Annotated in this window: 24 protein-coding genes; 18 read left to right on the forward strand and 6 right to left on the reverse strand. The window is 24.9% G+C overall.

What is annotated here, in order from left to right; all coding sequences use genetic code 11:
* Positions 1-4 precede the first annotated feature (4 nt).
* Positions 5-1,108, reverse strand: coding sequence for a metabolite traffic protein EboE (gene eboE / locus ESZ_RS00150; RefSeq protein WP_176604788.1), 1,104 nt, complete (start codon positions 1,106-1,108; stop codon positions 5-7).
* On the reverse strand, positions 1,095-2,300 hold the full coding sequence (locus ESZ_RS00155; protein WP_176604789.1) for a 3-dehydroquinate synthase: 1,206 nt from the start codon (positions 2,298-2,300) through the stop codon (positions 1,095-1,097). The genes eboE and ESZ_RS00155 overlap by 14 nt, the downstream gene beginning before the upstream one ends.
* A 134-nt stretch (positions 2,301-2,434) precedes the next feature.
* On the opposite strand from ESZ_RS00155, the gene ESZ_RS00160 reads away from it, so the two are divergent.
* Together ESZ_RS00160 and mdh are read left to right on the forward strand one after the other, a co-directional pair.
* Complete coding sequence (locus ESZ_RS00160; protein ID WP_176604790.1) at positions 2,435-3,874, forward strand: anion permease; 1,440 nt, start codon at positions 2,435-2,437, stop codon at positions 3,872-3,874.
* 24 nt (positions 3,875-3,898) lie between these two features.
* Positions 3,899-4,867 carry a malate dehydrogenase gene (mdh, locus tag ESZ_RS00165; protein WP_176604791.1) on the forward strand — a complete coding sequence of 323 codons (969 nt, stop codon included), beginning with the start codon at positions 3,899-3,901 and terminating at the stop codon, positions 4,865-4,867.
* A 22-nt stretch (positions 4,868-4,889) separates the two neighbouring features.
* Here mdh and rsmA read toward each other — a convergent pair whose 3' ends face one another.
* The 4 genes from rsmA to ESZ_RS00185 are packed head-to-tail and all read right to left on the reverse strand — an operon-like array spanning position 4,890 to position 9,032.
* Positions 4,890-5,657 (reverse strand): 16S rRNA (adenine(1518)-N(6)/adenine(1519)-N(6))-dimethyltransferase RsmA, encoded by a 768-nt coding sequence (rsmA, locus tag ESZ_RS00170; RefSeq protein ID WP_176604792.1) that lies wholly within the window; start codon positions 5,655-5,657, stop codon positions 4,890-4,892.
* 3 nt (positions 5,658-5,660) lie between these two features.
* Positions 5,661-6,893, reverse strand: a complete 1,233-nt coding sequence (locus tag ESZ_RS00175; RefSeq protein ID WP_176604793.1) for a foldase protein PrsA — start codon at positions 6,891-6,893, stop codon at positions 5,661-5,663.
* An 8-nt stretch (positions 6,894-6,901) separates the two neighbouring features.
* Positions 6,902-7,993: a DNA polymerase III subunit beta family protein gene (locus ESZ_RS00180; protein WP_176604794.1), complete on the reverse strand. Its 1,092-nt coding sequence runs from the start codon at positions 7,991-7,993 to the stop codon at positions 6,902-6,904.
* Between the two features lies 1 nt (position 7,994).
* Positions 7,995-9,032 carry a helix-turn-helix domain-containing protein gene (locus ESZ_RS00185; RefSeq protein ID WP_176604795.1) on the reverse strand — a complete coding sequence of 346 codons (1,038 nt, stop codon included), beginning with the start codon at positions 9,030-9,032 and terminating at the stop codon, positions 7,995-7,997.
* A 74-nt stretch (positions 9,033-9,106) separates the two neighbouring features.
* On the opposite strand from ESZ_RS00185, the gene rpmH reads away from it, so the two are divergent.
* The 16 genes from rpmH (at position 9,107) to ESZ_RS00265 (ending at position 24,153) form a co-directional block, all read left to right on the forward strand.
* Positions 9,107-9,241, forward strand: a complete 135-nt coding sequence (gene rpmH, locus ESZ_RS00190; RefSeq protein ID WP_176604796.1) for a 50S ribosomal protein L34 — start codon at positions 9,107-9,109, stop codon at positions 9,239-9,241.
* A gap of 242 nt (positions 9,242-9,483) precedes the next feature.
* On the forward strand, positions 9,484-9,690 hold the full coding sequence (gene yidD / locus ESZ_RS00195) for a membrane protein insertion efficiency factor YidD (RefSeq protein ID WP_176604797.1): 207 nt from the start codon (positions 9,484-9,486) through the stop codon (positions 9,688-9,690).
* Positions 9,691-9,703: 13 nt separating this feature from the next.
* On the forward strand, positions 9,704-11,317 hold the full coding sequence (gene yidC / locus ESZ_RS00200; protein WP_176604798.1) for a membrane protein insertase YidC: 1,614 nt from the start codon (positions 9,704-9,706) through the stop codon (positions 11,315-11,317).
* 5 nt (positions 11,318-11,322) lie between these two features.
* Positions 11,323-12,681, forward strand: a complete 1,359-nt coding sequence (mnmE, locus tag ESZ_RS00205) for a tRNA uridine-5-carboxymethylaminomethyl(34) synthesis GTPase MnmE (protein ID WP_176604799.1) — start codon at positions 11,323-11,325, stop codon at positions 12,679-12,681.
* Between the two features lie 5 nt (positions 12,682-12,686).
* Entirely contained in the window at positions 12,687-14,552 is a 1,866-nt protein-coding gene (gene mnmG, locus ESZ_RS00210; protein WP_176604800.1) for a tRNA uridine-5-carboxymethylaminomethyl(34) synthesis enzyme MnmG, read from the forward strand.
* A gap of 83 nt (positions 14,553-14,635) precedes the next feature.
* Positions 14,636-15,022 (forward strand): ATP synthase subunit I, encoded by a 387-nt coding sequence (locus tag ESZ_RS00215; protein WP_176604801.1) that lies wholly within the window; start codon positions 14,636-14,638, stop codon positions 15,020-15,022.
* A gap of 6 nt (positions 15,023-15,028) precedes the next feature.
* The gene (gene atpB, locus ESZ_RS00220) at positions 15,029-15,811 is read left to right on the forward strand and encodes a F0F1 ATP synthase subunit A (RefSeq protein ID WP_176604802.1); all 783 of its coding nucleotides are present in this window, start codon (positions 15,029-15,031) and stop codon (positions 15,809-15,811) included.
* 75 nt (positions 15,812-15,886) lie between these two features.
* Positions 15,887-16,138, forward strand: coding sequence for a F0F1 ATP synthase subunit C (atpE, locus tag ESZ_RS00225; RefSeq protein WP_407925659.1), 252 nt, complete (start codon positions 15,887-15,889; stop codon positions 16,136-16,138).
* Positions 16,139-16,155: 17 nt separating this feature from the next.
* Complete coding sequence (locus ESZ_RS00230) at positions 16,156-16,626, forward strand: F0F1 ATP synthase subunit B (RefSeq protein WP_176604804.1); 471 nt, start codon at positions 16,156-16,158, stop codon at positions 16,624-16,626.
* Between the two features lie 16 nt (positions 16,627-16,642).
* On the forward strand, positions 16,643-17,203 hold the full coding sequence (locus tag ESZ_RS00235; protein ID WP_176604805.1) for a F0F1 ATP synthase subunit delta: 561 nt from the start codon (positions 16,643-16,645) through the stop codon (positions 17,201-17,203).
* A gap of 36 nt (positions 17,204-17,239) precedes the next feature.
* A complete protein-coding gene (atpA, locus tag ESZ_RS00240) occupies positions 17,240-18,772 on the forward strand; it encodes a F0F1 ATP synthase subunit alpha (protein ID WP_176605058.1) in 1,533 nt (510 codons plus the stop codon).
* A gap of 17 nt (positions 18,773-18,789) precedes the next feature.
* Positions 18,790-19,659: a F0F1 ATP synthase subunit gamma gene (gene atpG, locus ESZ_RS00245; protein ID WP_176604806.1), complete on the forward strand. Its 870-nt coding sequence runs from the start codon at positions 18,790-18,792 to the stop codon at positions 19,657-19,659.
* A gap of 22 nt (positions 19,660-19,681) precedes the next feature.
* Positions 19,682-21,061 carry a F0F1 ATP synthase subunit beta gene (gene atpD / locus ESZ_RS00250; RefSeq protein WP_176604807.1) on the forward strand — a complete coding sequence of 460 codons (1,380 nt, stop codon included), beginning with the start codon at positions 19,682-19,684 and terminating at the stop codon, positions 21,059-21,061.
* A gap of 11 nt (positions 21,062-21,072) precedes the next feature.
* Positions 21,073-21,492 carry a F0F1 ATP synthase subunit epsilon gene (locus tag ESZ_RS00255; RefSeq protein ID WP_176604808.1) on the forward strand — a complete coding sequence of 140 codons (420 nt, stop codon included), beginning with the start codon at positions 21,073-21,075 and terminating at the stop codon, positions 21,490-21,492.
* A gap of 51 nt (positions 21,493-21,543) precedes the next feature.
* Positions 21,544-22,890, forward strand: a complete 1,347-nt coding sequence (locus ESZ_RS00260; RefSeq protein ID WP_176604809.1) for a signal recognition particle protein — start codon at positions 21,544-21,546, stop codon at positions 22,888-22,890.
* A gap of 87 nt (positions 22,891-22,977) precedes the next feature.
* Positions 22,978-24,153, forward strand: a complete 1,176-nt coding sequence (locus ESZ_RS00265; protein WP_176604810.1) for a porin — start codon at positions 22,978-22,980, stop codon at positions 24,151-24,153.
* Positions 24,154-24,174: the final 21 nt, after the last annotated feature.

The following is a 24,174-nucleotide window of genomic DNA, read 5'->3' on the forward strand; positions in this document are numbered from 1 at the left end:
TTTTTCATTCTTCTATAGTTATTACATGTTCTTTTTTAATTGATTTTGTATAACAAAATTTTTTAAAAAAAAAGTGATAAGTGTATGATTCTATTTCTAAATTTTTTGTTAAAGGTTGGCTTTTAATATATTTTATTGTTTTTTTAGTTTCTAAATGAGTTGTATTAAAATATTTAAATTTTTTTTTATATAGAGGTATGTGACAGTGTATTTTTATTTCTATGTTTTTTTTATTTAGTAAATTTTTTATTATTTTATTAACATCATTGTATATCTTTATGTTTTTTTTATATTTAGTTATACATTGATGTAAAAAGTTCGAATGTCTTAATTTAAATAATGTTAATATTAAAGGTTTTGCATAATGTAATTTTTGTGGTGTTATTATTTTTAATGCAGAACTTATTTGTATTTTACCGAGTTTTATTTGTTTTTTATTTATTGATTTTAACGCTATTTCATGTTTATCAAACATTACTGAAAAATGGCAAATGTCGTAACATATACGTATATGTTTTTTTAATTTTTGTGCGGTTTTTTTAATCCATATGGCATAAAAATTTATTATGTCTAAATAACATTCTAAAATACAATATGGTTCTGGTTCTATTGCTAAATTTATTAGATTTTTGTTTTTTGTTTGTGATATAATTTTAATTATGTTTTTTATTGATTTATATATTATAATTGGTTTTTGTTTTTCAGTTGTCCATTCTTTATATGAAAGTGGCATTGTTGAGACGCTTATATTATTTTTTATTTCATTAATATTTTTAATTGATAATATTATGTTTTTTGTGTATAAAAGTCTGTATTTTGATGTCCAATCTGGTAAATATATTTTTTCTTTTATATTTTTTTTGTGAAAATCTTGATATACAAACCCATTAATTGATCTAATTAAATTTTTTTTTAAAAAAAAAAGATTTTTTTGTTTTTTTTTAATAAAATTATTTAATAAATTTTTTGATAAACATATGCTTATATGTCTTTGTGTATTTTTAAATTCTTTAATATAATTTTTTATATTTAATATTAATTTTTTTAAATTTTTTGTTTTAAAAATATTTGAACAATATGTTAGTATATATTTTTTATTTATTAGCATTTTTAATTGTGTTGTTTAATTTTTTTAATAATTTAATTGATTTTTCATATATATTTTTATTTATATGATGAGTTTCTATTTTTTCCCCTATACTTTTTATTAGAGTTATAGTTAGTTTGCCACCCAAATGTTCTCTGAATTCTTCTAATCCATTAAATATTACATTTTTGTTGTTTTCTATAAATGATAATTCTTTGCTGTATATTGGTAATGTTAATTTAATTATTGTTGTTATTATGTTTTTCCAATCATCTTTTTTTAATAATTTTAGAAGATATGAATATGTGCAATCTAGTGCTAAGCCTATTGCTACAGATTTACCATGTGATATTTTGTATTTTGATAACGATTCTATTTTATGTGCAGCCCAATGACCAAAATCTAGAGGTCTAGATGATTTTACTTCAAAAGGATCACCCTTTTTAGATATATGTTTAGCATGTATTTTAGCACATTCATATATTATTTTTTCTGTTATTTTTTTTTCTCTATTTAATATTTCATTTGTGTTATTTTTTATTAAAAAAAATAGTTTTTTATCTTTTATTAAAGATACTTTTATAGCCTCTGAAAATCCTTCTATAAAATTTTCATCTTTTAAAGAATTTAAAAGATTAAAATCATTTATTACTGCATATGGTGTGCTAAAGGATCCAATGAAATTTTTTTTATTTGTAAAATTTATTCCATTTTTAACACCAACTCCAGAATCATCTTGGGATAGCGTTGTAGTAGGTATTCTAATTAGTTTTATTCCTCTATGCGCTGTAGATGCAACAAAACCTATCAAATCTAAAAGTGTTCCACCACCTATAGCTAATACATATGATTGTCTACATATTTTATAAACGTCTATTAGTTTGTACGCATATTTAACTAAGTTGTAATGATTTTTTATTTTTTCTCCACCGGTTATTAGTATAGGGTCACATACTAAATTAATATATTTTTCATTGTTTTTAATGTAGTCTTTAATTTTTGTGTTTATATTTTCATTTGTTTTGTATACATTTTTATCAATAAATATTATTATTTTTTTTTTATTTTTTGTGTTCAAAGTCTTTATTAAGGTTGAATTTTTTATATTAAAAATATCATGTGTAAAAATTATATTATATTTAAAAGTTACTTGAAATGATTGTCTTATTGTTCTCATATATTTTATGTTTTTTATTGAATAATATACATTCATTTAATTATTAAGTAAATTTTTTTTATTTTAAAGTAAAAAAAATTGTAGTGTTTTATATTATATAATATAATCTGATATCACATTTACTATTTCATAATAGTATTGTGGTTTTATTACTTTTCAGAGGTTTTTTTATGAGTAAAGTTTTTAAATTAGATGGAGCAAAATTATATCCATCTTTAACATTGCTTATTTTATTTATTTTAATGTGGTTTTTTTTACCTGTACCTAAGGGTGTTTCAGTTCAAGGTTGGCATCTTTTTATAATTTTTATTTTAACTATACTTGCATTAATCATAAATCCATTACCTATGGGTGCAATAGCATTTTGTGCTATATCCGTAGTTGTTTTAACAAATACTTTGACGTTAAAATTAACTTTGACATGTTTTAGCTCAAATATTGTATGGTTAATTGTTTCAGCTTTCTTATTGGCTAAAGGTTTTATAAAAACTGGGTTAGGGTCAAGAATAGCATATTATTTTGTTTCTATTTTAGGAAAAAGTACGTTGGGGCTCGCTTATGGGTTAACCGCAGCCGAAGTTCTTTTCGCTCCTTTAATGCCAAGTAATACTGCTAGAGGTGCTGGTATTATTTATCCTATAATAGATTCTTTGAATTCTGAATATGGTAGTAAGCCAGATGTTAATCCTGAAAAAGATACTAGAAAAAAAATTGGTAGTTATTTAATTAAACTTTTATATCAAATAAATGTTTTAACTAGTGCTATGTTTTTAACAGCTACAGCTGGAAATCCATTAATAGTTAGTATAGCTTCTAGCCAAGGTGTTGTAATTTCTTGGGGAACATGGGCAGTAGCTTGTATAGTGCCAGGACTAATATCTTTAATTGTTTTGCCTATGCTTTTATATATAATTTATCCACCAGAAATGAAATCTACTCCAGAAGCTCCTGCTTTTGCTAAAGCCAAATTGAAAGATTTGGGTCCTTTATCATCTGGAGAAAAAATAATGTTACTTGTTTTTGCTTTACTTTTAGGTTTATGGGTTTTTGGTGAAAGAGTTGGTATAGATGCTACCACTGCAGCTTTATTTGGAATGGCAATTTTATTGATATCTGGTGTTTTAAGATGGGATGATGTTATAAGTGAAACTAGAGCTTGGGACACTTTTATTTGGATGGCTGTTTTAATTTTATTATCTGATCAATTATCTAAGCTTGGCGTAACAGCATTTTTTGGTGAAAAGATGCAAAAAGGTGTTGCTAGTTTTAGTTGGGTAACTGTATTTCTAATAGTTGGGCTGTTTTATTTTTATGTTCATTATTTTTTTGCTAGCATGACTGCTCATATATCTGCTATGTATGGTACTTTTTTGGTTGTTTGTATAAATGCTGGTGTTCCTGCTATGCTTATAGCTTTATTTATGGGTGTTGGGTCAAGTTTAAGTGCTGGGTTAACACATTATGGTACTGGTACAGCTCCTGTTTATTTTAGTACAAAATATGTTACTATTACAGAATGGTGGAGAATTGGATTTATAGTAAGTGTTGTTAATCTTTTAATTTGGGGCTTTATTGGTAGCGCTTGGTGGAAAGTATTAGGTTATTGGTAAAATTTTTTAAATTAGGAGTTTCAAATGAGAAAAAAAATATCTTTAATTGGATCTGGTAATATAGGAAGTACTTTAGCACATTTATCTCTTTTAAAGAATTTGGGAGATGTTGTTTTATTTGATGTCGTCAGAGATATGGCGAAGGGTAAAGCGTTAGATTTATCTCAATGTGGGCCAATTGAAAATTACGATTTTAGTGTTATTGGTACAGATAGTTTTGAAGATATTAAAGGATCTGATGTTATTATAGTTACAGCTGGAGTTCCAAGAAAACCAGGTATGAGTAGAGATGATTTATTGGAAATTAATGGTAAAATTATGAAATCTGTCGGGGAAGGCATTAAAGCTTTTGCACCTTCAGCTTTTGTTATTTGTATAACAAATCCTTTAGATGTTATGGTAGGTGTTTTACAAAATTATTCTGGTATAAAAGATAATATGATAGTTGGTATGGCTGGTGTTCTAGATTCCGCAAGATTTAGAACTTTTTTAGCTTGGAAATTTAATGTATCAGTTAATGATGTTAATGCTTATGTTTTAGGTGGACATGGTGATACTATGGTTCCTTTAACTAAATTGAGCAATGTTTCAGGAGTCACTTTAGATAATTTAGTTAATATAGGAAAGATAAGTAGAGACGAATTAAATGCTATAGTTGATAGAACTAAGAAGGGTGGCGGAGAAATTGTTAATTTATTAAAAACAGGTTCTGCTTATTATGCGCCAGCTGCATCTGCTATACTTATGGCTGAGTCTTTTCTATTAGATAAAAAACGTATTCTTCCATGCGCTGTTAAGTTAATGAAAGGACAATATGGTGTTACTGAAAATCTTTTTGTTGGAGTTCCTGTTAAAATTGGTAGTAATGGAGTAGAGGAAGTTATTGAAGTTCCTTTAACAGATAGTGAAAAAGAAGTTTTAAATCATTCCATAGATTCAGTAGTTGAGCTTAATAAATCTTGGGCTGCTATCAAATCTAAATTAAATATTTAAGTTTTTTTATAGAAGAATGTATTTATTTATATTCTTCTATTTTTTTTATATGTTTGTAAATATTTAAAAATTCTTTAATTGAAAGTTGTTTAGGGCGTAAGTCTGTGTTTTTTATTACATTTTCATCCTTTATTTCCTTTATTGATTTTTTTATTTTTTTTCTTTGATTATTAAATGCTTGTGTTAATATATTGTTAAATAAATTAATATCTTTAATTTCATTTGTACATTTTTTTGGGGTTAATTTTATAAACGACGATGTTATTTTTGGTATCGGATAAAATGAATTTGGTTTTATATCATACATTTTTTCTATTTCAAAAAAAAATTGTATTTTGATTGCTAGTTTATTTTGATCATTCTTTTTGAATGTTATTTTTTCAGCAATTTCTTTTTGCACTATAAAGTGTATATCTTTTATATTTTTTTTAAAGTCCGTTAGCATTAAAATAATTTTTGTCGATATTTTATATGGTAAATTTCCTATAATTCTTATTTTTTTATGCTTTTTTACAATGTCTTTTATATTAAATTTTAATATATCATCATTATGAATGCTTGATTTATTTTTATTTATTGTTTTTTCTAATTCTTTTATAAATTTTTTATCCACTTCTATAAAATAGCTTTTTTTTGATAAGAATGAAATTTCTGAGCTTATACTGCCTTCTCCGGCACCTATTTCTATTACTATATCATCTTTTTCAATATTAATAGATTTTAGTATTTTATTTTTAATATTTTGGTCTATTAAAAAATTTTGACCTAAATATTTTTTAAAGATTGTCATTATTTAATTATAATATTTTACGTATATATTTTTGCTTATTTTATCTTCAAATTGCTGATTTAATAATTTAATTTTTTCTTTAATTATATTTTGTACAATATACCAATATATATTGTTTTGTTGGTCAAATATTTTATCTAATATTTTTATTATATACCAACCAGTTTCTGTTTCTATTATGTTACTCGTTTCATTTATGTTTAAATTTCTTATTTTTTCATAAACTAGTGGATCTGTTTCATTTTTGTCTAACCAACATGTTTTACTTTTAGAAGTGAATATTTTTTTAATATTGATTTTTTTAAATTCTTTATTAAATTCTAAAAAGTTCAATGTATTTTTTTTCTCACATAATTTTTTTTTCTGTATTGTATGGTAACTTATTTTAATAGATGATTTATAATTTTCTGTTTTATTTCTTTTTTTAATTATTTTGTATATATACACATAATCATCCATAAAAAATGGTCCCATTAAATTTTCTTTGAAATTTTTATCTAAATGAAATCGTAAAAAATGGTATATTTTATTTTTTGGATTATTTAAATCCACTAATTTACAAGTTAATCCTGTAAGAGTTGGATATAAATTTAACTTAATTTTATCTATATCTGATTCTTTTTCTAAATTATTTATTACATTTTTCATAATCTTGAAATGATTTTTATTTCTTTTTCTCATGAAAGAAATTTCCATTACTTGTATCTCATAGAAATTTTTAGCGTAATCTTTATAATTAGAAATGTTAAAAAAATTTAATATTTCTTTATCAGATAATATTAATTCTTCTGAGATTATGTTTTTTTGCATGTTATTTAAGGTTAAATTATTTATTATAAATTCTTTAATATATTTATCTTTTATTTTATATTTTTTTTCTATTAAATTTTTAAATTGGTTGAGTGATATGTATTTTCTTTCTGCTGAATCTTTGTATATTAAATCTAAAGATTCTCTATTTAGCGTTATACTATATTCTTTGATTAAATGATTATATGTATTAACCATTGTTAATTCTTTAATTATTTTATTTTTAAGATCAATTTTATTAATTTTTTCTTTATTTGAAAATAATTTTACTATGTTGCAGTAGTTATTAATTTTAGATTTAAATGTTGGAATTTCATTTGTGTTTAAAATTATTTTTTCATTTTTTATATAATTTGGATATGCTGTATTTATCAGAATTATTGATAAAATTATAAATAATATATTTTTTATAAGTATTGTTTTCATATTTTTTTTTATATTTTTAATGGTAGTGTTACGTATATGCAATTTAAATTTTTTTCTTTTATTATTAAAAAGGTTTTATTTTCTGGAACTATTATTTCAGTTTTATCAGATTTTATTATTTTTGATATAATGTTAATGTGTTTAAAATTTAAGTTTAAGTTTAATTCTTGACCGAATAAATGTGCTTTTAAAGTTACTACACCTTTTTCTGATTTTTGTTTTACAGTTAGCATTATTTTATTAACTTTAGAATTTAATACAAGTATATTGTTAGTACATATTGTTTTTAATAAGTTTATCGCTTTATTTAAATCATAAGTTTCTAATATTATTTTTGTGAATTTTTCATATTTTATATTTATTAAGTTATTTTCATATATTTCATTTATTAACCTAGTTGTTAATGTTATTTTGCTATTTATTATTTTTATATAACTTTCTGTTATATTTATAATATTAATTTCATTTTCTTGATATGTATTTATAAATTCTTTAATTAATATTTTTGGAATAATTATTTTCAACCTGTTGTTGCATTCTTTTATTAAAATTTGCGAAAAAGATGTTTTCACTCCGTCGGAGGCTATTGCATTTATACTATTATTATTTATATCTATTAATATACCATTTAAAAAATCTTCTTGATTGTTTTCAGACATGGTTACAAATGGATATTGGAATAGTAGTTTTAAATCTGAAGATATAATTTTTGTTTTAAATAATATTTTTTTTTCAGTTCTAAAAGATGGAAAGCTAGAACTATATAAAAGTGGAACTTCGAAAATGCTGTTTTTTGTATGTATTTCCGTAGAATTATTTGTTTTTATTATTTTTATTTCAGAGTTATCTTTTATTGATCTACATATATTATATATTAGATCATATTTTAATATTACATCTACATTTTCTTCAATTGAATCTTTTATTTCTTTATATGTAACAATTTCTATGTCTTCGTTTATTGAAATGCAAAAAACTTTGTTTTTTATTTTTTTTAATAAAATGCTTAAAGATATTATGTCTTTTTGTGTTGTGGATACTCCTCCTTCTACAATTCTAAGCATTTCTATTAGATCTTTTGGTTTAATTTTTATTTCCATATTATTTTATTATATTGTTTTTTATATTTTGAATGTCATTTTTTATATTTATGTCTTTTTCTATTAAAATTTTTATTTTTTTATATGAATACATTATATTCGAATTTGTGTATTCTCCTAATAGAGGACTTAGTTCTGAAAATGTTTTATTTGTAAGCGTTTTGCATAGATAAAATATTATTTGTCTTACTAAAACTATATTTTTTTGTCTTTTTTTGTTTTTAATTTTTTCTATATCCATATTATAATATGCTAACGTGTTTTTAATTATATTATCTATAGATATTTGTTTTTTAATTTTTGTGTATTTTTCATTTTTTATTATTTTTATTATTAGTCCATTTTCTATTAATTTTTTGGTGTTTTTATTTATATTTTTAAGTTTATTGAAATTTTCATTTGCTGTTATTATTAATTGGATGTTATTTTTTATAATTAATTCTAATGTTTTTTGTAAAATTTGTTGGGATTTTAAATTTATTTTGATTAAATTTATTTCTTCTATTATTAGTAATTTGTTATTTTTAAATAAATTTTCTAAATTAATTATGTCATTTTTTATTATTGTATATTTAACATTTTTATTTGAGTTTGTTAAATTATTTATTATAAAATTTATTATGTTGTTTTTATTTGTATTTTTTTCTTCATATATGTATATTGGATTATATAATATTCCTGGATTTTTTATTGTCATAAAAATCGCTGATTTAGCAAAATTATTAACATTCTTTAATTCATTTTTTCTATTTTTTTCTATATTTTGTTTAGTTTGTTTAATTTGTTTAATTGATCCAATTATTATTTTTATTTTATAATTGTCATCACTTATATTTTGTATTACATTTTTTATTATTGATAAATAATTTTTTTCTATTTTTTCTTTAATATAATTATTAGGACTTAATAATATAAGTGTTTTTTCTTCAATATATGCTTGTAATGGACATATATATTCTATAAAGTTTTTCATTGGTATCGTGTTTTGTAAGTATTTTGTGCAGGTTTGCCAAAAAATATTTTTTATTTTTTTGTTCATATATAATAAAAGTTGATTTTAAAATTTTTATATGTTTAATTATTTTATTATATATATTTTTTTGAGATTTTTAAATGAAAAGAACTTATCAACCTAATGTAAGAAAAATGAAAAAAAAACATGGGTTTAGAATTAGGATGAAAACAAAATCCGGAAGAAATGTTTTGAAAGCTAGAAGAAGAAAAGGAAGATATGTTTTAGCAAAATAATTTTTATATATGTTCATTAGTATTGTTTTAGATGGTTTTTTGTTTTTCGGTAAACGCCCTTCAATTAGTAAAATTTATTTTATAAAAGTTTATAAAAAGGTTGTATATTTTTCAGTGGTTAGGCGTTTTTTAAGAAGAAAAATAAAAGGATTTTTAAAAAAAAATATATGGAATGATTTTTTTACTTTATTTATTCCGTATAAGTTTTCTTTATTCTTGTACTTTTGTATATTTATTTTATAATGAAATTTTTTTTAATTCTTTTTGTTAAATTTTATAAGTTTTTTTTAAGTCCTTTTATTTTAAGTTCGTGTAAATTTTATCCTAGTTGTTCAATTTATTTTAATTTAGTTTTAATTAAATATGGTTTTTTAACAGCGTTTTTTTTAATTCTTAAAAGAATTTTTAAATGTTTTTTTTTAAATGGTGGATATGATCCATCACCTTGAATTTTTATAGTTTATGATTAAAAATATTAAATATATTTTGTGGTTTTTTTTATTTTTTTTGTTTTTCATTTTGTTTAATGCTTGGAAAAATGAAAAAAAAATAGTAGATAATTTAGATTTAAGTTATGCAGAAACTAATTTAAATAATGTTAAATCTGATGGTGATATTATTTTTTCACAAAGTTTTAAAGAGTATGATAATACAAATGAAGAACTTATAAATATTAGCACTAGTTTAGTCGATGTTAAGATAAATCCATTGACCGGTGATTTTTCTAATTTAGTTTTAAAGAAATATTTAAATGATATAAATGGTGAAAATGGAGTTGTTGTTTTAGATAAAACTGATGAACGTTTTTATTATGGACAATCAGGCGTTATTAGCAATCAATTTTATGATAAACCGGTTTTTGATAAGAAATTTTTATCAAATTTTAGTTATGAAGTAAAAGATGATTCTTCAAATGTTTTTGTTATTTTAAAATATGAGGTTGGAGAAAATATTTTTCTGTATAAAGTATATACTTTTAGGTCTTATTCTTATGAAATAGGAGTGGATTTTTATATTCAAAATAATAGTAGTAGTGATGTTTTTTTTAAGCATTATGGTCTTCTTAGGTATAAAAAAGATAAAACTAGTTCTGGCATTTTGGATTCTGGCATTAGATCTTATGAAGGTGGAGCAGTTTATACTGATAGTAAGCCGTATAAAAAAATTTCTTTTGATGAACTTAAGGAAAAAAATTTTTCATATACTGGTGTTGGTGGATGGATAGCTTTTTTAGAAAGATATTTTATTTCCGCTTGGATACCTGATAAAGATAATGAATATATATATATAGCTGAAAAAGTTCTAGACAAAATTTATTCTTTTAAATATTTAAGTTTTAGTGATTTAAAAGTTAATTCTAATGAATGTTCGCATGTTTACACCACATTATTTGTTGGGCCTAAATCCAATTCTTTTATTAATAATTTGTCTAAAGGATTAGAATTATCAATAGATTATGGTATTTTTTGGCCAATTGCAAGTCCTATATTTTTTTTACTTAGTTATATTTTTTCTTTTATAGGAAATTGGGGTTTTTCTATAGTTTTAATAACTCTTATAATTAAACTTATGTTTTTTAATTTGTCTTCTATTAGTTATAGATCTATGGGAAATATGAAAAAATTGCAACCTAGGTTAGAATTATTAAAAGAGCAATATAAAGATGATAAGACTCAATTTGGTAATGCTGTAATGAATCTTTATAAAAAAGAGAATGTTAATCCGCTTAGTGGATGTTTGCCTGTTCTAGTACAAGTGCCAGTTTTTATATCTTTATATTATGTTTTGTTAGAAAGCATAGAATTGAGGCATGCCCCATTCTTATTTTGGATAAATGATTTATCTAGTAAAGATATTTATTATATATTACCGGTTTTTATGAGTTTAACTATGTTTATACAACAAAAGATGAATCCTCCAATTCAAGATCAATTTCAAGCTAAAGTTATGATGTTTTTGCCTGTAGTGTTTTTATTTTTGTTTTTGCAATTTCCTTCTGGATTAATTTTGTATTGGATTGTTAATAACGTATTATCAATATTACAACAATATGTTATTGTTAAAAACATTTTATAAAAATTATGGTATATAATTTATCTGATACTATAGTTGCAATTTCTACAGCAAAAGGTAATGGTGGTATAGGTATAGTTAGATTATCTGGTATTTTATCAGTTAAAATAGCACGTGAATTGAGTGAAAAAAAAACAATTATTGTCGGTATTAATTATGCATCTTTTTTTGATGCGAATTTTTTTTTAATAGATAGCGGGTTAATTTTGTTTTTTAATAAACCATATTCATTTACTGGAGAAGATCTTATAGAAATACATGCTCATGGAAATGACTTAATATTAGATTCTTTGGTTTTTAGATGTGTCGATCTTGGTGCTAGACTTGCATATAATGGTGAATTTTCATTTAGAGCTTTTTTGAATAATAAAATTGATTTAATTCAAGCTGAATCTATAAATTCTTTAATAAAATCTAATTCTTTGAACTCTAATAAAATAATTTTTAAATCATTATCTGGTAAATTTTCTGAGTTTATTAAAGTTGTTATTTCAGATTTAAGTAAATTAAAATTAGATTTAGATGCTGCTATCGAGTTTCCAGATCATATAAGTTTTTCATTTAACGATTTTTACTATTCATTTTTAGCTAGTTATAATAATTATTTATCCATTTTTGATAAAGTTGTTTCAGATGATTTTTTATTTGAATCGTTAAATGTAGTTATTTTAGGTAATGTTAATGTTGGAAAATCAAGTTTATTTAATTTTTTGCTTAAAACTGATAGAGCTATAGTATCTAATGTACCTGGTACAACTAGAGATTTTATTGAAAGTAATTTGTGTTTGAATGGATTTAATTTTAGACTTATAGACACAGCAGGATTTAATCCTTTTACAGAAGATTTTATCGAAAAGATTAGTATAGAACGAACTTTAACACAAATTAGAAAAGCTAATATTTTAATATGTGTTGTCGATGTTTTGCATGAGTGTGATTTTTTAAATAATTTTAATTTAAATAAATTATTATTAATGGCTGAAAGCAAAATAAAACTTATTTTGTTAAGAAATAAAATAGATTTATTAGGTGTGTGTAAAAATATTATTCATCATAAAGATTATGTTGAAATTTTCATTTCTGTTAAAACTGGAGATGGAATTGACTTATTGTTAAATGAATTAATTTCTACTTTTAGCAAATATACTGATGATATTTATTTTGCAAATAAAAGGCAGCTTAATTTGTTATTAAATGTTAAAAATTATTTTAGTTCTCTTATTATGTATGATGATATTTATAAACCTTTAGATTTTTATTCTGAAAATATAGGTTTTATTATTACTGATTTAAATAGTATTTTAGGCATTAGTGTTTCTAATGATATTTTAGTTGATATTTTTTCGAATTTTTGTGTTGGTAAGTAATTTTTATGTTACGTTGTTTTAATTATTTTGATGTTATTGTTGTTGGAGCCGGGCATGCTGGTATAGAAGCAGCTTATGCTGCTTATAGGATTGGTGTTTCTGTTTTGTTATTAACAAATAGATTAGATTCTTTAGGTGAGTTAGCTTGTAACCCTTCTATTGGAGGTGTTGGCAAAGGTCATTTAGTAAAAGAAATAGATGCTATGGGTGGCGCCATTTCTCAATTTGCAGATGTTGCTGGCATAAATTTCAAAATTTTAAATGCGAGCAAGGGGTATGCTGTACAGTCTACAAGGGTGCAGGTTGATAGAAATCTTTATAAAAATGCTGTTAATTCTTTTTTTTCTAGATTGACTGAATTAAAAATTTTACAACAAAATGTTGTTGATATTATTTTAAAAGATTGTGTTATTTCTGGGGTTATAACTGATACAGGAATTAAATTTTATTCTAAAACTGTTGTTTTTACTGTTGGTACGTTTTTAGGTGGCAAAATATTTATAGGCCAATCATGTACGTACGGTGGTAGAATTGGTGACATGTCTGCAATTAACTTATCTGATAAATTTAAAAATATTTTCCCAGCTATGGGGAGATTAAAAACTGGAACTCCGCCTAGAATAGATATTAGATCAGTTTGTTTAGATTATTTTAGTGTTCAAAAAAGTGATATGCCAATACCTTTTTTTTCTATTTGGAGCAAACCAAGTAGAGATATAGCGTATATTGATTGTTATGTTATTTATACAAATTTTGACACTCATAATGTAATTTTAAGCGATATTAACCTATCTGCCATTTATAATGGTAGCATTAATGTTGTTGGGCCTAGATATTGTCCTTCTATAGAAGATAAAGTTGTTAGATTTAAAGATAAGATGCATCATCAAATTTTTTTGGAACCAGAGGGTTTAAATAGTTATGAATTTTATCCAAATGGCGTTTCTTCTAGTTTGCCTTTAGATGTTCAAATTAATTTTTTAAAAACTATTAGAGGTTTTGAGTGCGTTAAAATAACTAGGCCTGGTTATGCTGTAGAGTATGATTTTTTTGATCCCAGGATTTTAAAAAATAATCTTGAGACAAAAACAATTAATGGGCTTTTTTTTGCTGGACAAATAAATGGTAGTACAGGGTATGAAGAAGCTGCTGCTCAAGGTATAATAGCTGGAATAAATGCAGCAAGAGTTGTTTTAGATTTAGAACCTTGGATTGCTTCTAGACAAGATTCTTATATTGGTGTTTTGGTTGATGATTTGATAACTCATGGGGTTGATGAGCCGTATAGGATTTTTACAAGTAGAGCGGAATATAGATTACTATTAAGAGAAGATAATTCAGATATTAGACTTGTAGAAAAAGCTAGAAAATTTGGATTAATAAGTGATTATAAATGGAAAATATATAATAAAAAGTGTTCTAATTCTAATGCATGTTTATCTTTTATAAAAAGAAATTTTTTAAAAGCTTTTTCCAATAAGGATTACTTAATATTTGATTTTTATAATGTTTTTATAAACAAAGATTTAAAATTTATTGAGTTATTAAAAAATCAGTTGTTAGATTTTAGAATTTTTAAAAATATTTTTTTATTAAATATTGATTCTATTATTTTGAAATTTGTAGAAATAGGAGTTAAATATTCTGGATATTTGGATAAGCAAAATAATGAAATAAAAAAAATAGAAAAAATAAAAAATTTAAAAATGCCAGTTGGTATTAATTATTGTGATATACCAGGACTTTCCTTAGAAATATCTGAAAAATTAAATTTAATACGGCCAAATACATTGTATCATGCATATAGAATCCCTGGCATGACATTACCATCTGTATTGATTTTGCTTGTTTATATAAAAAAAATTTTTTGAATAGTTAATATGTTTAAAATTCTATTGAAGTAATATGGATTTTCGTTTAATATTTATATATCTCTTTTTATTGTTTATTTTTTATGCTCAAGAATTATTTAATTTTTAGAATTGATAATGGCTTTAATTTATTTTTTTTAAATTTTATTTTCTTATTATTTTTTTCCGCGTTTTTACTGTTTTTTTTTAATTATAATTATGCAATTTCTTGTTTTTTGGGTGGATTTGTTAGTATACTTTCTTCATTTTTGTTTTTTATTATATATTTTTATAACAATAAAAATAGTTCTTATAAATCTATAATTAAGCGTTTTTATATAGCTGGTATAATTAAGTTTTTAAGTTTTATATTATTATGTCTATGTTCTTTTTTAATAGGTGTAGGTAATATATATATTTTTTTATTTTGTTTGTTTTTTTTTCAATTTGTTATCTGGTTTTTTTTTATATTTTTTTTTAATGGGATGTAAATTTTTATGAGTGTAAATAATAGTGTTATAACTACAGGAGAATATATTAAGCATCATTTAACTCACGTTGATGTAGGTAGTGGATTTTGGACATTTAATTTAGATACATTAGTTGTATCTATAGTTTTGGGTTTTGTTATTTTAACATCCTTTTATTTAGCTGCTAAGAGAGCAACATCGCAAGTTCCTTCTGGTTTTCAAAATTTTGTTGAACTAATTTTTGATTTTGTGGATGGTCAAGTTAGAGATACTTATCATGGTAAAAGTTCTTTGGTGACACCATTAGCTCTAACAATATTTGTTTGGATTTTTTTAATGAATTTTATGGATTTAATACCTATAGATTTTTTTTATGTTATAGGTAAATTACTTCATATTCATTTTATTCAAGATATGAAAATAGTTCCTACTACAGATCCTAATTTAACTTTAGCTATGTCTTTTTCAGTATTTTTATTGATTATCATTTATAATTTAGCAGCAAAAGGAATTAAAGGAGTGGCGGAAGAATTTTTTTTAAAACCATTTGGTCCTTATTTATTTATAGTTAATTTCTTTTTGAAACTTATAGAAGAATTAGCAAAACCAATTTCATTGGGATTGCGTTTGTATGGAAATTTATATGCAGGAGAGTTGATTTTTATATTAATAGCTTTATTGCCTTGGTTTTTGCAATGGCTGTTAGGTGGACCTTGGGCCATATTTCATGTACTTGTTATTACAATACAAGCATTTGTTTTTATGGTTTTAACAATAGTTTATATAAGTTTAGCAGAAGAAGCACATTAAAATTAATGTCTTTAAAAAGGGGGAAAGATGGACTCTTCAATTCAAGTATTACAAGCAGTAAGTAATTTACATGGTATGACTATGTTGTCTGTATCTATATTAATAGGCGCAGGTGCGATTGGTACAGCTATAGGATTTGGTTTGTTAGGCGGTAAGTTTTTAGAAGGCGCTGCAAGACAACCAGAAATGATACCTCAATTACAGGTTAAATTATTTATAGTTGCTGGGTTATTAGATGCTATATCTATGATTGGTATAGGTATTGCTTTATTCTTTACATTTGCTAATCCGTTCTTTTCATCATTGGAATCTTTCATTCCAAAATAAATAAGGGGGATTTATAAGTGGATATTAACGCCACATTATTTGGTCAGATAATAACTTTTGCTATTTTTGTTTGGTTTACTAGCAAGTTTGTTTTGCCTATGATTAAATCATCTATGGATAAAAGAAAACAGGTAATATTAGATGGTTTAGAAGCTTCTAAAAAGGGGCATGAAAAGTTAAAACAAGCAGAAGAAGAAGCTGAAAAATGTTTAAAAGCAGCAAAACAAGAATGTGATAATATTATTGCTAATGCTAATAAGCAATCTGGTAAAATTTTAGAAGATTCTCGTTCTAGCGCTTTAAATGAAAAAAATGATATTTTGGTTTCTGGACATAGACAAATAGAACAAGAAACAAATAAAGTGAAAATGGAGTTACAAAAAGAAATGGCTAAGTTAATAATACAAGGAGCTGAAAAAGTTTTAGCAAAAAGTATAAACGCAAAAGACCATGCTAGTATTTTAGATAAATTTGTTAAAAAATTATAAGTTTTTGTAGGATTTTATGTCTGAATATATAACTATAGCTAGGCCTTATGCTAAAGCGGTTTTTGATCTTGCTAATAAAAATTCTAAGTCATTAGAAGAATGGGATTCTTTTTTGAGTTATTTGTCTAGCATTGTTAGTGATTCAAGTATTGTTAGTATTATAAAAAATCGCACTATTAATTATAATGATAAATCAAGGATGATAATTAGTTTTTTTGATAATTTTGATACAACCTTAGATAAAGAAATTAGCACATATTTCAATAATTTTGTATATGTTTTAGCCTATTATGGTAGGCTTTTATGTATTAGTGATGTTCATTTTGTTTATAAACAATATATGAATCAAGCTTTAGGTTGTGTTGACGCGCTTGTTAAAGTTCCTTGTGATATTAATAGTTATCAGAAAGATGATATTGTTAATTCTTTGGCTAAAAGATTTGATAAAAAAGTTAACGCTTTATTTGAAGTTGAAGAAAATTTGTTAGGCGGCTTTTGTGTTAAAATTGGTGATTCTGTTTTAGACGCATCTATTATTGGAAATCTTCAATCTTTAAGTTCAAAGATTATGTTATAATGTGGTAATTAAGTGAGTAATAAAAATATGTCTAAAATTTCATTGAAAGCTTCAGAAATTAGTGATTTAATACGTGAACGTATAGAAAAATTTGATAGCGGAGTAATAACTAAGAATGAAGGTAAAATTGTTAGTTTGTCTGATGGTATTGTTCGTATTCATGGATTAAGTGATGCTCAATATGGTGAGAGATTGGCTTTTGAAACTGGAGATTTTGGTATTGCTTTAAATTTAGAGCAAGACTCAGTTGGCGCTGTTGTTCTAGGTGATTGTGGTAAATTAGCTGAAGGGCAATTGGTTCGTTGTACAGGTGAAGTTTTAAGTGTTCCTGTTGGCCCAGAATTATTAGGTAGAGTTGTTAATTCTTTGGGTGAACCTATAGATGGTATGGGCCCTGTTAAAGCTAAATTAACTTCTCCTATAGAAAAAGTTGCTCCTGGTGTTATTTGGAGAAAATCAGTAAATCAATCTTTGGCTACAGGTTTAAAAGCTATTGATGCTATGATACCTGTTGGTAGAGGTCAACGTGAATTAATAGTTGGAGATCGTCAAACTGGTAAAACAGCTATAGCTATTGATACCATAATAAATCAAAGAGATGGTGTAAAATGTATATATGTTGCTATAGGGCAGAAAGCATCTTCTATAGCAAACGTAGTTAGAAAATTAGAAGAATTTGGTGCTATGAAACATACTATAGTTGTTGCAGCAACAGCAAGTGAATCAGCTGCTTTACAATATATTTCTGTTTATAGTGCATGTTCTATGGGAGAATATTTCAGAGATAATGGTGAAGATGCTTTAATTATATATGACGATCTTACAAAACAAGCTTGGGCTTATAGACAAGTTTCTTTGTTATTACGTAGACCGCCTGGTAGAGAAGCTTATCCTGGAGATGTTTTCTATTTACATTCTAGATTATTAGAAAGAGCAGCTAGAGTTAATGAAGCTTATGTTGAAAGATATACAAATGGTTCTGTAAAAGGTAAAACTGGTTCTTTGACAGCATTACCTATAATAGAAACACAGGCTGGTGACGTATCCGCTTTTGTGCCTACAAATGTTATATCTATTACAGATGGTCAAATATTTTTGGAAACAGACCTTTTTAATTCTGGAATAAGACCTGCTATTAATGCTGGATTATCTGTATCTAGAGTAGGTGGTGCAGCTCAGACTAAAATTGTAAAACGTTTGGGTGGTGGTATTCGTTTGGCTTTAGCTCAATATAGAGAATTAGCAGCTTTTGCGCAATTTGCTTCTGATTTAGATGACGTTACTAGAAGACAATTGGAAAGAGGTAGACGTGTTACTGAAATGATGAAACAAAAGCAATATACTCCATTATTTGTTAGTGAGATAGCTATTTCTTTGTTTGCAGTTGAAAAAGGATATTGTGATGATCTGTCAATTGATAAAATTATGGATTTTGAAAAAGGCTTACACAATTATTCAAAAAGTAATTATAAGGATTTTATGAATTCTATAAATTCTACAGGCAATTATGACAATGAAATTGAAAAGACTTTTCATAATATTCTTAATGAATTTAAAAAAATGAGATAATTGAATAAGGTTTTTTAATGAGCAAAGCTAAAGAAATAAGAGATAAGATTAAAAGTATTCAAAACACAAAAAAGATTACTAAAGCAATGGAAATGGTAGCTGCAAGCAAAATGAAAAAGGTACAAGACTCTATGGGTAGATCTAGACCTTATTCAGAAAAGATAAAAGATGTTATTAAAAATGTTGGAGAGGGAGTTCTAGAATATAAACATCCTTTTGTTACAGCTAGAGATGAAAAAAATGTAGGCGTTATAATGGTTTCTACTGATAAAGGTTTGTGTGGTGGATTAAATGTTAATCTTTTTAAGCATTTCATGAAAAACATTTTGGAATTTAAAACTAAGAATGTTGGAATAAAAGCTGTTATAATAGGTAAAAAAGCTGAGTTATTTGCTAAACGAGTTGGATTAACAGTTGTTGGTAGCGTTACAAATTTAGGTGATAATCCGCAAGTATCTGATTTATTAGGTATTATAAAAATAATGTCTGATTTATATTTAAATAAAGAAGTTGATTCTGTTTATTTATTATATAATAGATTTAAAAATACAATGTCTCAAATACCTATTTATGAAAAGATCATTCCTATTCAAACCAAGGTTTTTAGCGGTGCTGAGTCAAAGAAACGTCTTTGGGATTATTTATACGAACCTGAACCAGAAAAATTGTTTGAGCTTTTAATGAAAAGATACATAGAATCTTTAGTTTATCAATCAGTTGTGGAAAATATTGCATGTGAACAAGCTGCTAGAATGGTGGCTATGAAGAGTGCTACTGATAATGCTGGTGAACTTATTAATGCTTTTAAATTAATGTATAACAAGGCAAGGCAAGCGTCTATTACTCAAGAATTGTCAGAAATAGTTGCTGGAGCTGAAGCAGTTTGATTTTTATATGGAGTTTTTTTTCATGAATAATAATGGTAAAATAGTACAGGTAATTGGTGCTGTTATTGATGTTGAATTCCCAAGAACTTCTATTCCTAATATTTATGATGCGTTACGTGTTAAAGAGTTTAATTTAGTTTTGGAAGTTCAACAACAATTAGGCGATGGAGTGGTTCGTGCTATAGCTATGGGGTCTTCTGAAGGGTTACGTAGAGGTTTAGCTGTTGAAAATACAAATTTTCCTATTAAAGTTCCTGTAGGTAAAGAAACTTTAGGTAGAATAATGGATGTTTTAGGTAATCCTATAGATGAATGTGGTCCTATTAATGCTAAAGAATCTATGTCTATTCATAGAAAAGCACCTACTTTTGAAGAATTATCTAGTGGAAATGAATTGTTGGAAACTGGTATTAAAGTTATTGATTTAATATGTCCTTTTGCTAAGGGTGGTAAGGTTGGATTATTTGGTGGTGCCGGTGTAGGAAAAACAGTTAATATGATGGAATTAATAAGAAATATAGCTATTGAACATAGCGGTTATTCTGTTTTTGCTGGTGTTGGAGAAAGAACTAGAGAAGGTAACGACTTTTATCATGAAATGAAAGAATCAAATGTTTTAGATAAAGTTGCTTTGGTTTATGGTCAAATGAATGAGCCTCCTGGCAATAGATTAAGAGTAGGATTGACTGGTTTGACTATGGCAGAAAAATTCAGAGATGAAGGTAGAGATGTATTGTTATTTATAGATAATATATATAGATATACTTTAGCTGGTACTGAAGTTTCTGCTTTATTAGGTAGAATGCCTTCTGCAGTAGGTTATCAGCCTACATTAGCTTTGGAAATGGGAGAATTACAAGAAAGAATTACTTCTACTAAAGTTGGTTCTATTACTTCTATACAAGCTATATATGTTCCTGCTGACGATTTAACAGATCCATCTCCAGCAACCACATTTGCGCATTTGGATGCCACTGTTGTTTTATCAAGACAAATAGCTGAATTAGGAATTTACCCTGCAGTTGATCCCTTGGATTCTACATCTAGACAGTTAGACCCTTTAGTTGTTGGTGAAAAACATTATGATGTAGCACGTGCTGTTCAAAATACTTTACAAAGATACAAAGAATTAAAAGATATTATAGCTATTTTAGGTATGGATGAATTAGCGGATGAAGATAAATTAATAGTATCTAGAGCTAGAAAAATTCAAAAGTTTTTATCTCAACCATTCTTTGTAGCAGAAATTTTCACTGGATCTTCTGGTAAGTATGTAAAATTAAAAGATACTATAGATGGATTTAATGGTATAGTTAATGGTGAATATGATAATATACCTGAACAAGCTTTTTATATGGTTGGCGATATAAGTGAAGTTTTAGAAAAAGCTAAAACTCTTTAAGGTTTATTTTTATGGATAAATGCTTTAGGTTAAATATAGTTACCACTGAAACGAAAATTTATTCTGGTGACTCTAGAAAGCTGATTGTTACGGGTGTTCTAGGAGAACTTGAAATTTTATATAATCATACTCCTTTTTTAACTTCTTTGGCTATAGGTCCTATTTGGTTTGAAGATAGTTCAGGAAAGTTAAATTCTTTTATAATGTTGGGTGGTATTTTAGAAGTTCAGCCTACTGTTTCTACTATTTTAGGAGATTCTGTAATAAGAGCTGATAATTTAGATGAAGCAGCTGCTATAGAAGCTAAAGCTAATAGTGAAAGAATTTTTTCTAAAAAAGGTTCAAATATAGATTATGCTAAGGTTAAAAATGAATTAGCTGTTGCAGTTGCTCAGCTTAGACTTATTAGAAAGTTGAAGGATAAACGCTAGTTTTTATTTTTTTATGTTGATATGGATGTCAACATAAATTTTTTTTATTTTATGTTAGAAAATTTAACTTCTAAAATAGGCAATATTTTAGGGAAAATAGCTGGTAAGACAAGACTTACTGAATATGATATAAAAAATTTATTAAGAGATTTTAGAAAAACGTTATTAGATTCTGATGTATCTTGGACCGTTATTAAACATCTTTTAGAAAAGATTCGTGAAAAATTAGAAAAAATTGAAATAGTTAATAAAGCTTCTCCTAATGATATTTTTATAAAGATCGTTGTTGACGAATTTTTGGATATTTTTAAAAATAGTCGTTTAGATAATTGTGACAAATTATTTAAAGACAATATTGGATTAAGCACGATTCTTTTTATTGGATTACAAGGTGTTGGTAAAACTACAAGTTTAGTTAAGTTAGCTAATTTTATAAAATATAAATGTAGTAAATCTGTATTAGTTGTAAGTTGTGATGTTTATAGACCCGCCGCTTTGGAACAGTTGTTAATTTTATCAAATAAAGTTAATATTAATTGTTTTTCTGATTATACTATTACTGACAGTCCCTTAATTATAGTTGAAAAAGCCATAAAATATTCAAGATTAAATAATTATGATTTTTTAATTATAGATTCTGCAGGAAGATCACATATAGATAATTCTATGATGCAAGAAATAATTGATATTAGTGCAGTATCTAAACCTGATTATTCATTTCTTGTTGTTGATAGTATGGTTGGTCAAGATGGTATTAGAAGTGCTGATATTTTTTGTTCTAATATTAAAGTTTCTGGCTTTTTTTTAACTAAAATGGATGGAGATTCTAAAGGTGGAGTTTTACTTTCATTAAGTTTTTTAATGAAAAAACCTATATATTTTATTGGTGTTGGAGAAAATATTGAGGATATAAGTTATTTTTATCCAGATAGAATTGTATCAAGAATATTAGGATTTGGTGATTTATCTAGTCTTATGGAAGAAATAAATAATAATATAGGTTTTGATAAGAATAGTTCTATAAATAAAAATTCTATTATTAATTTTGGATTGGATGAATTTAAAACACAATTGAAGTATATAATTGAGTTGGGTGGTATTGAAAAATTATTAGATAAAATTCCAGGAGGTTATTCTGTAGATAAATCTTTAGTAAATAAGTTTGATAATAAATTTTTTTCTAAAATGATTGCTATAATAAATTCTATGACGATAAAAGAAAAAAAATTTCCTTCTTTAATAAATGGATCAAGAAAGCGTAGAATATCTTTAGGATCTGGCGTAGATATTTCTGATATTAGTAAAATGTTAAAATATTATGAAAAAATGAAAAAAAGTTTTTTAAAGGTTGGAGATGAAAAGTCTTTTTTAGACAAGATGAAAAAAAAAATTTTATAAAAATTGTGTTTTTTTTAAATTGCTTGTATAATAATTTTTATATATTTATTAATAAACTTTTTTCATTTTTTTTGAATGAGAGGAAATATGATTAATAGATTTTTATTAGAACTTAAGTTTGTATTTTTATTTTTTATTTTATGTTCGTTTATTTTTGCATCAGAACCTAATAAAAAAATTTCTTTTGATTTTAAAGGATGTGTGCAAACAGATTATTTGTTTTGGCATGGAAATAAACATGATGAATTTATATATGGCGGATATTTAAGAAATGTAGATTTTACATTTAATGGTTTTTTAATAAATAAAAATTTTAATTATTTTTTACGTTTTAATGTTACAGATTTTATTTATGATGATATTCTTTCTGAAGCATATTTAAGTTTTTCTTGTAGCAGATTTGGTTTTAAAATTGGTCAATTTTTATTACCTTTTGGATTGGAACAAGTAACTCCATTGTCAGATAGAATGTTTTTAGAAACATCTTTATTGAATGGTATGGGAGAAGGTAAATTTTTGGGTATTTCTTTTGATTTTTATTCAAATAATTTTTGTTTAAAATCTTCTTTTGTAGTACCTGAAGTAAATTATTCTTTAAACAAAGAGCTTAATTTCAAATATGTTTTTTCATTTAGATCTTTTTTAAATCTTTTTAGATCAGATGATTTTGTTTTTCATTTTGGTGTTGATTATAAGCGGATAAAAGAAGATCAAAAAGGTGGGTTTCCTTTTAGATCTGTTTCATATAGAGATAATCCGTGTTTTAAAACTCATTCTTCGTTGTTAAACGCATACAATGGAGTTATAGTTACATCAGATATAGTTGATATTGAATTTGCTTTTATGTGGAAATCTTTATTTTTTCAGACAGAATTAGGTTTTGTTGATATTGGGTGGCGTGATTTTGATAAAGAAATTTATTCTTCTTTTTATTTTCAATTTTCTTATTTTTTGAATGGAATTTATCATAAATATGATCATTATAATGGTTCATTTTTAGAACCAATATTGCAATATTCTTCTTATGGTGCTTTTGAGTTGTTGTTTAAATATTGTATTATTGATATGATAAATTACGGTCCTTTATTGATGGGATATTGTCAAACGGATGGTAGAAAAGAATCTATTTTATTTGGATTAAATTGGACTGTAACGCAAAAATTAAAAATTCAGCTTAATTGTGTTGTAGATGAGTTTATGTATTGTAAATCACCTGGGTTTCAAGTTACAGGCATAGGATTTAGAGTTCAGTTATTGTTTTAAATTTTACTTTTTTATCTAAGG

The sequence above is a fragment of the Candidatus Azoamicus ciliaticola genome, from assembly GCF_902860225.1.
GTDB classification, from domain to species: Bacteria; Pseudomonadota; Gammaproteobacteria; order UBA6186; family Azoamicaceae; genus Azoamicus; species Azoamicus ciliaticola.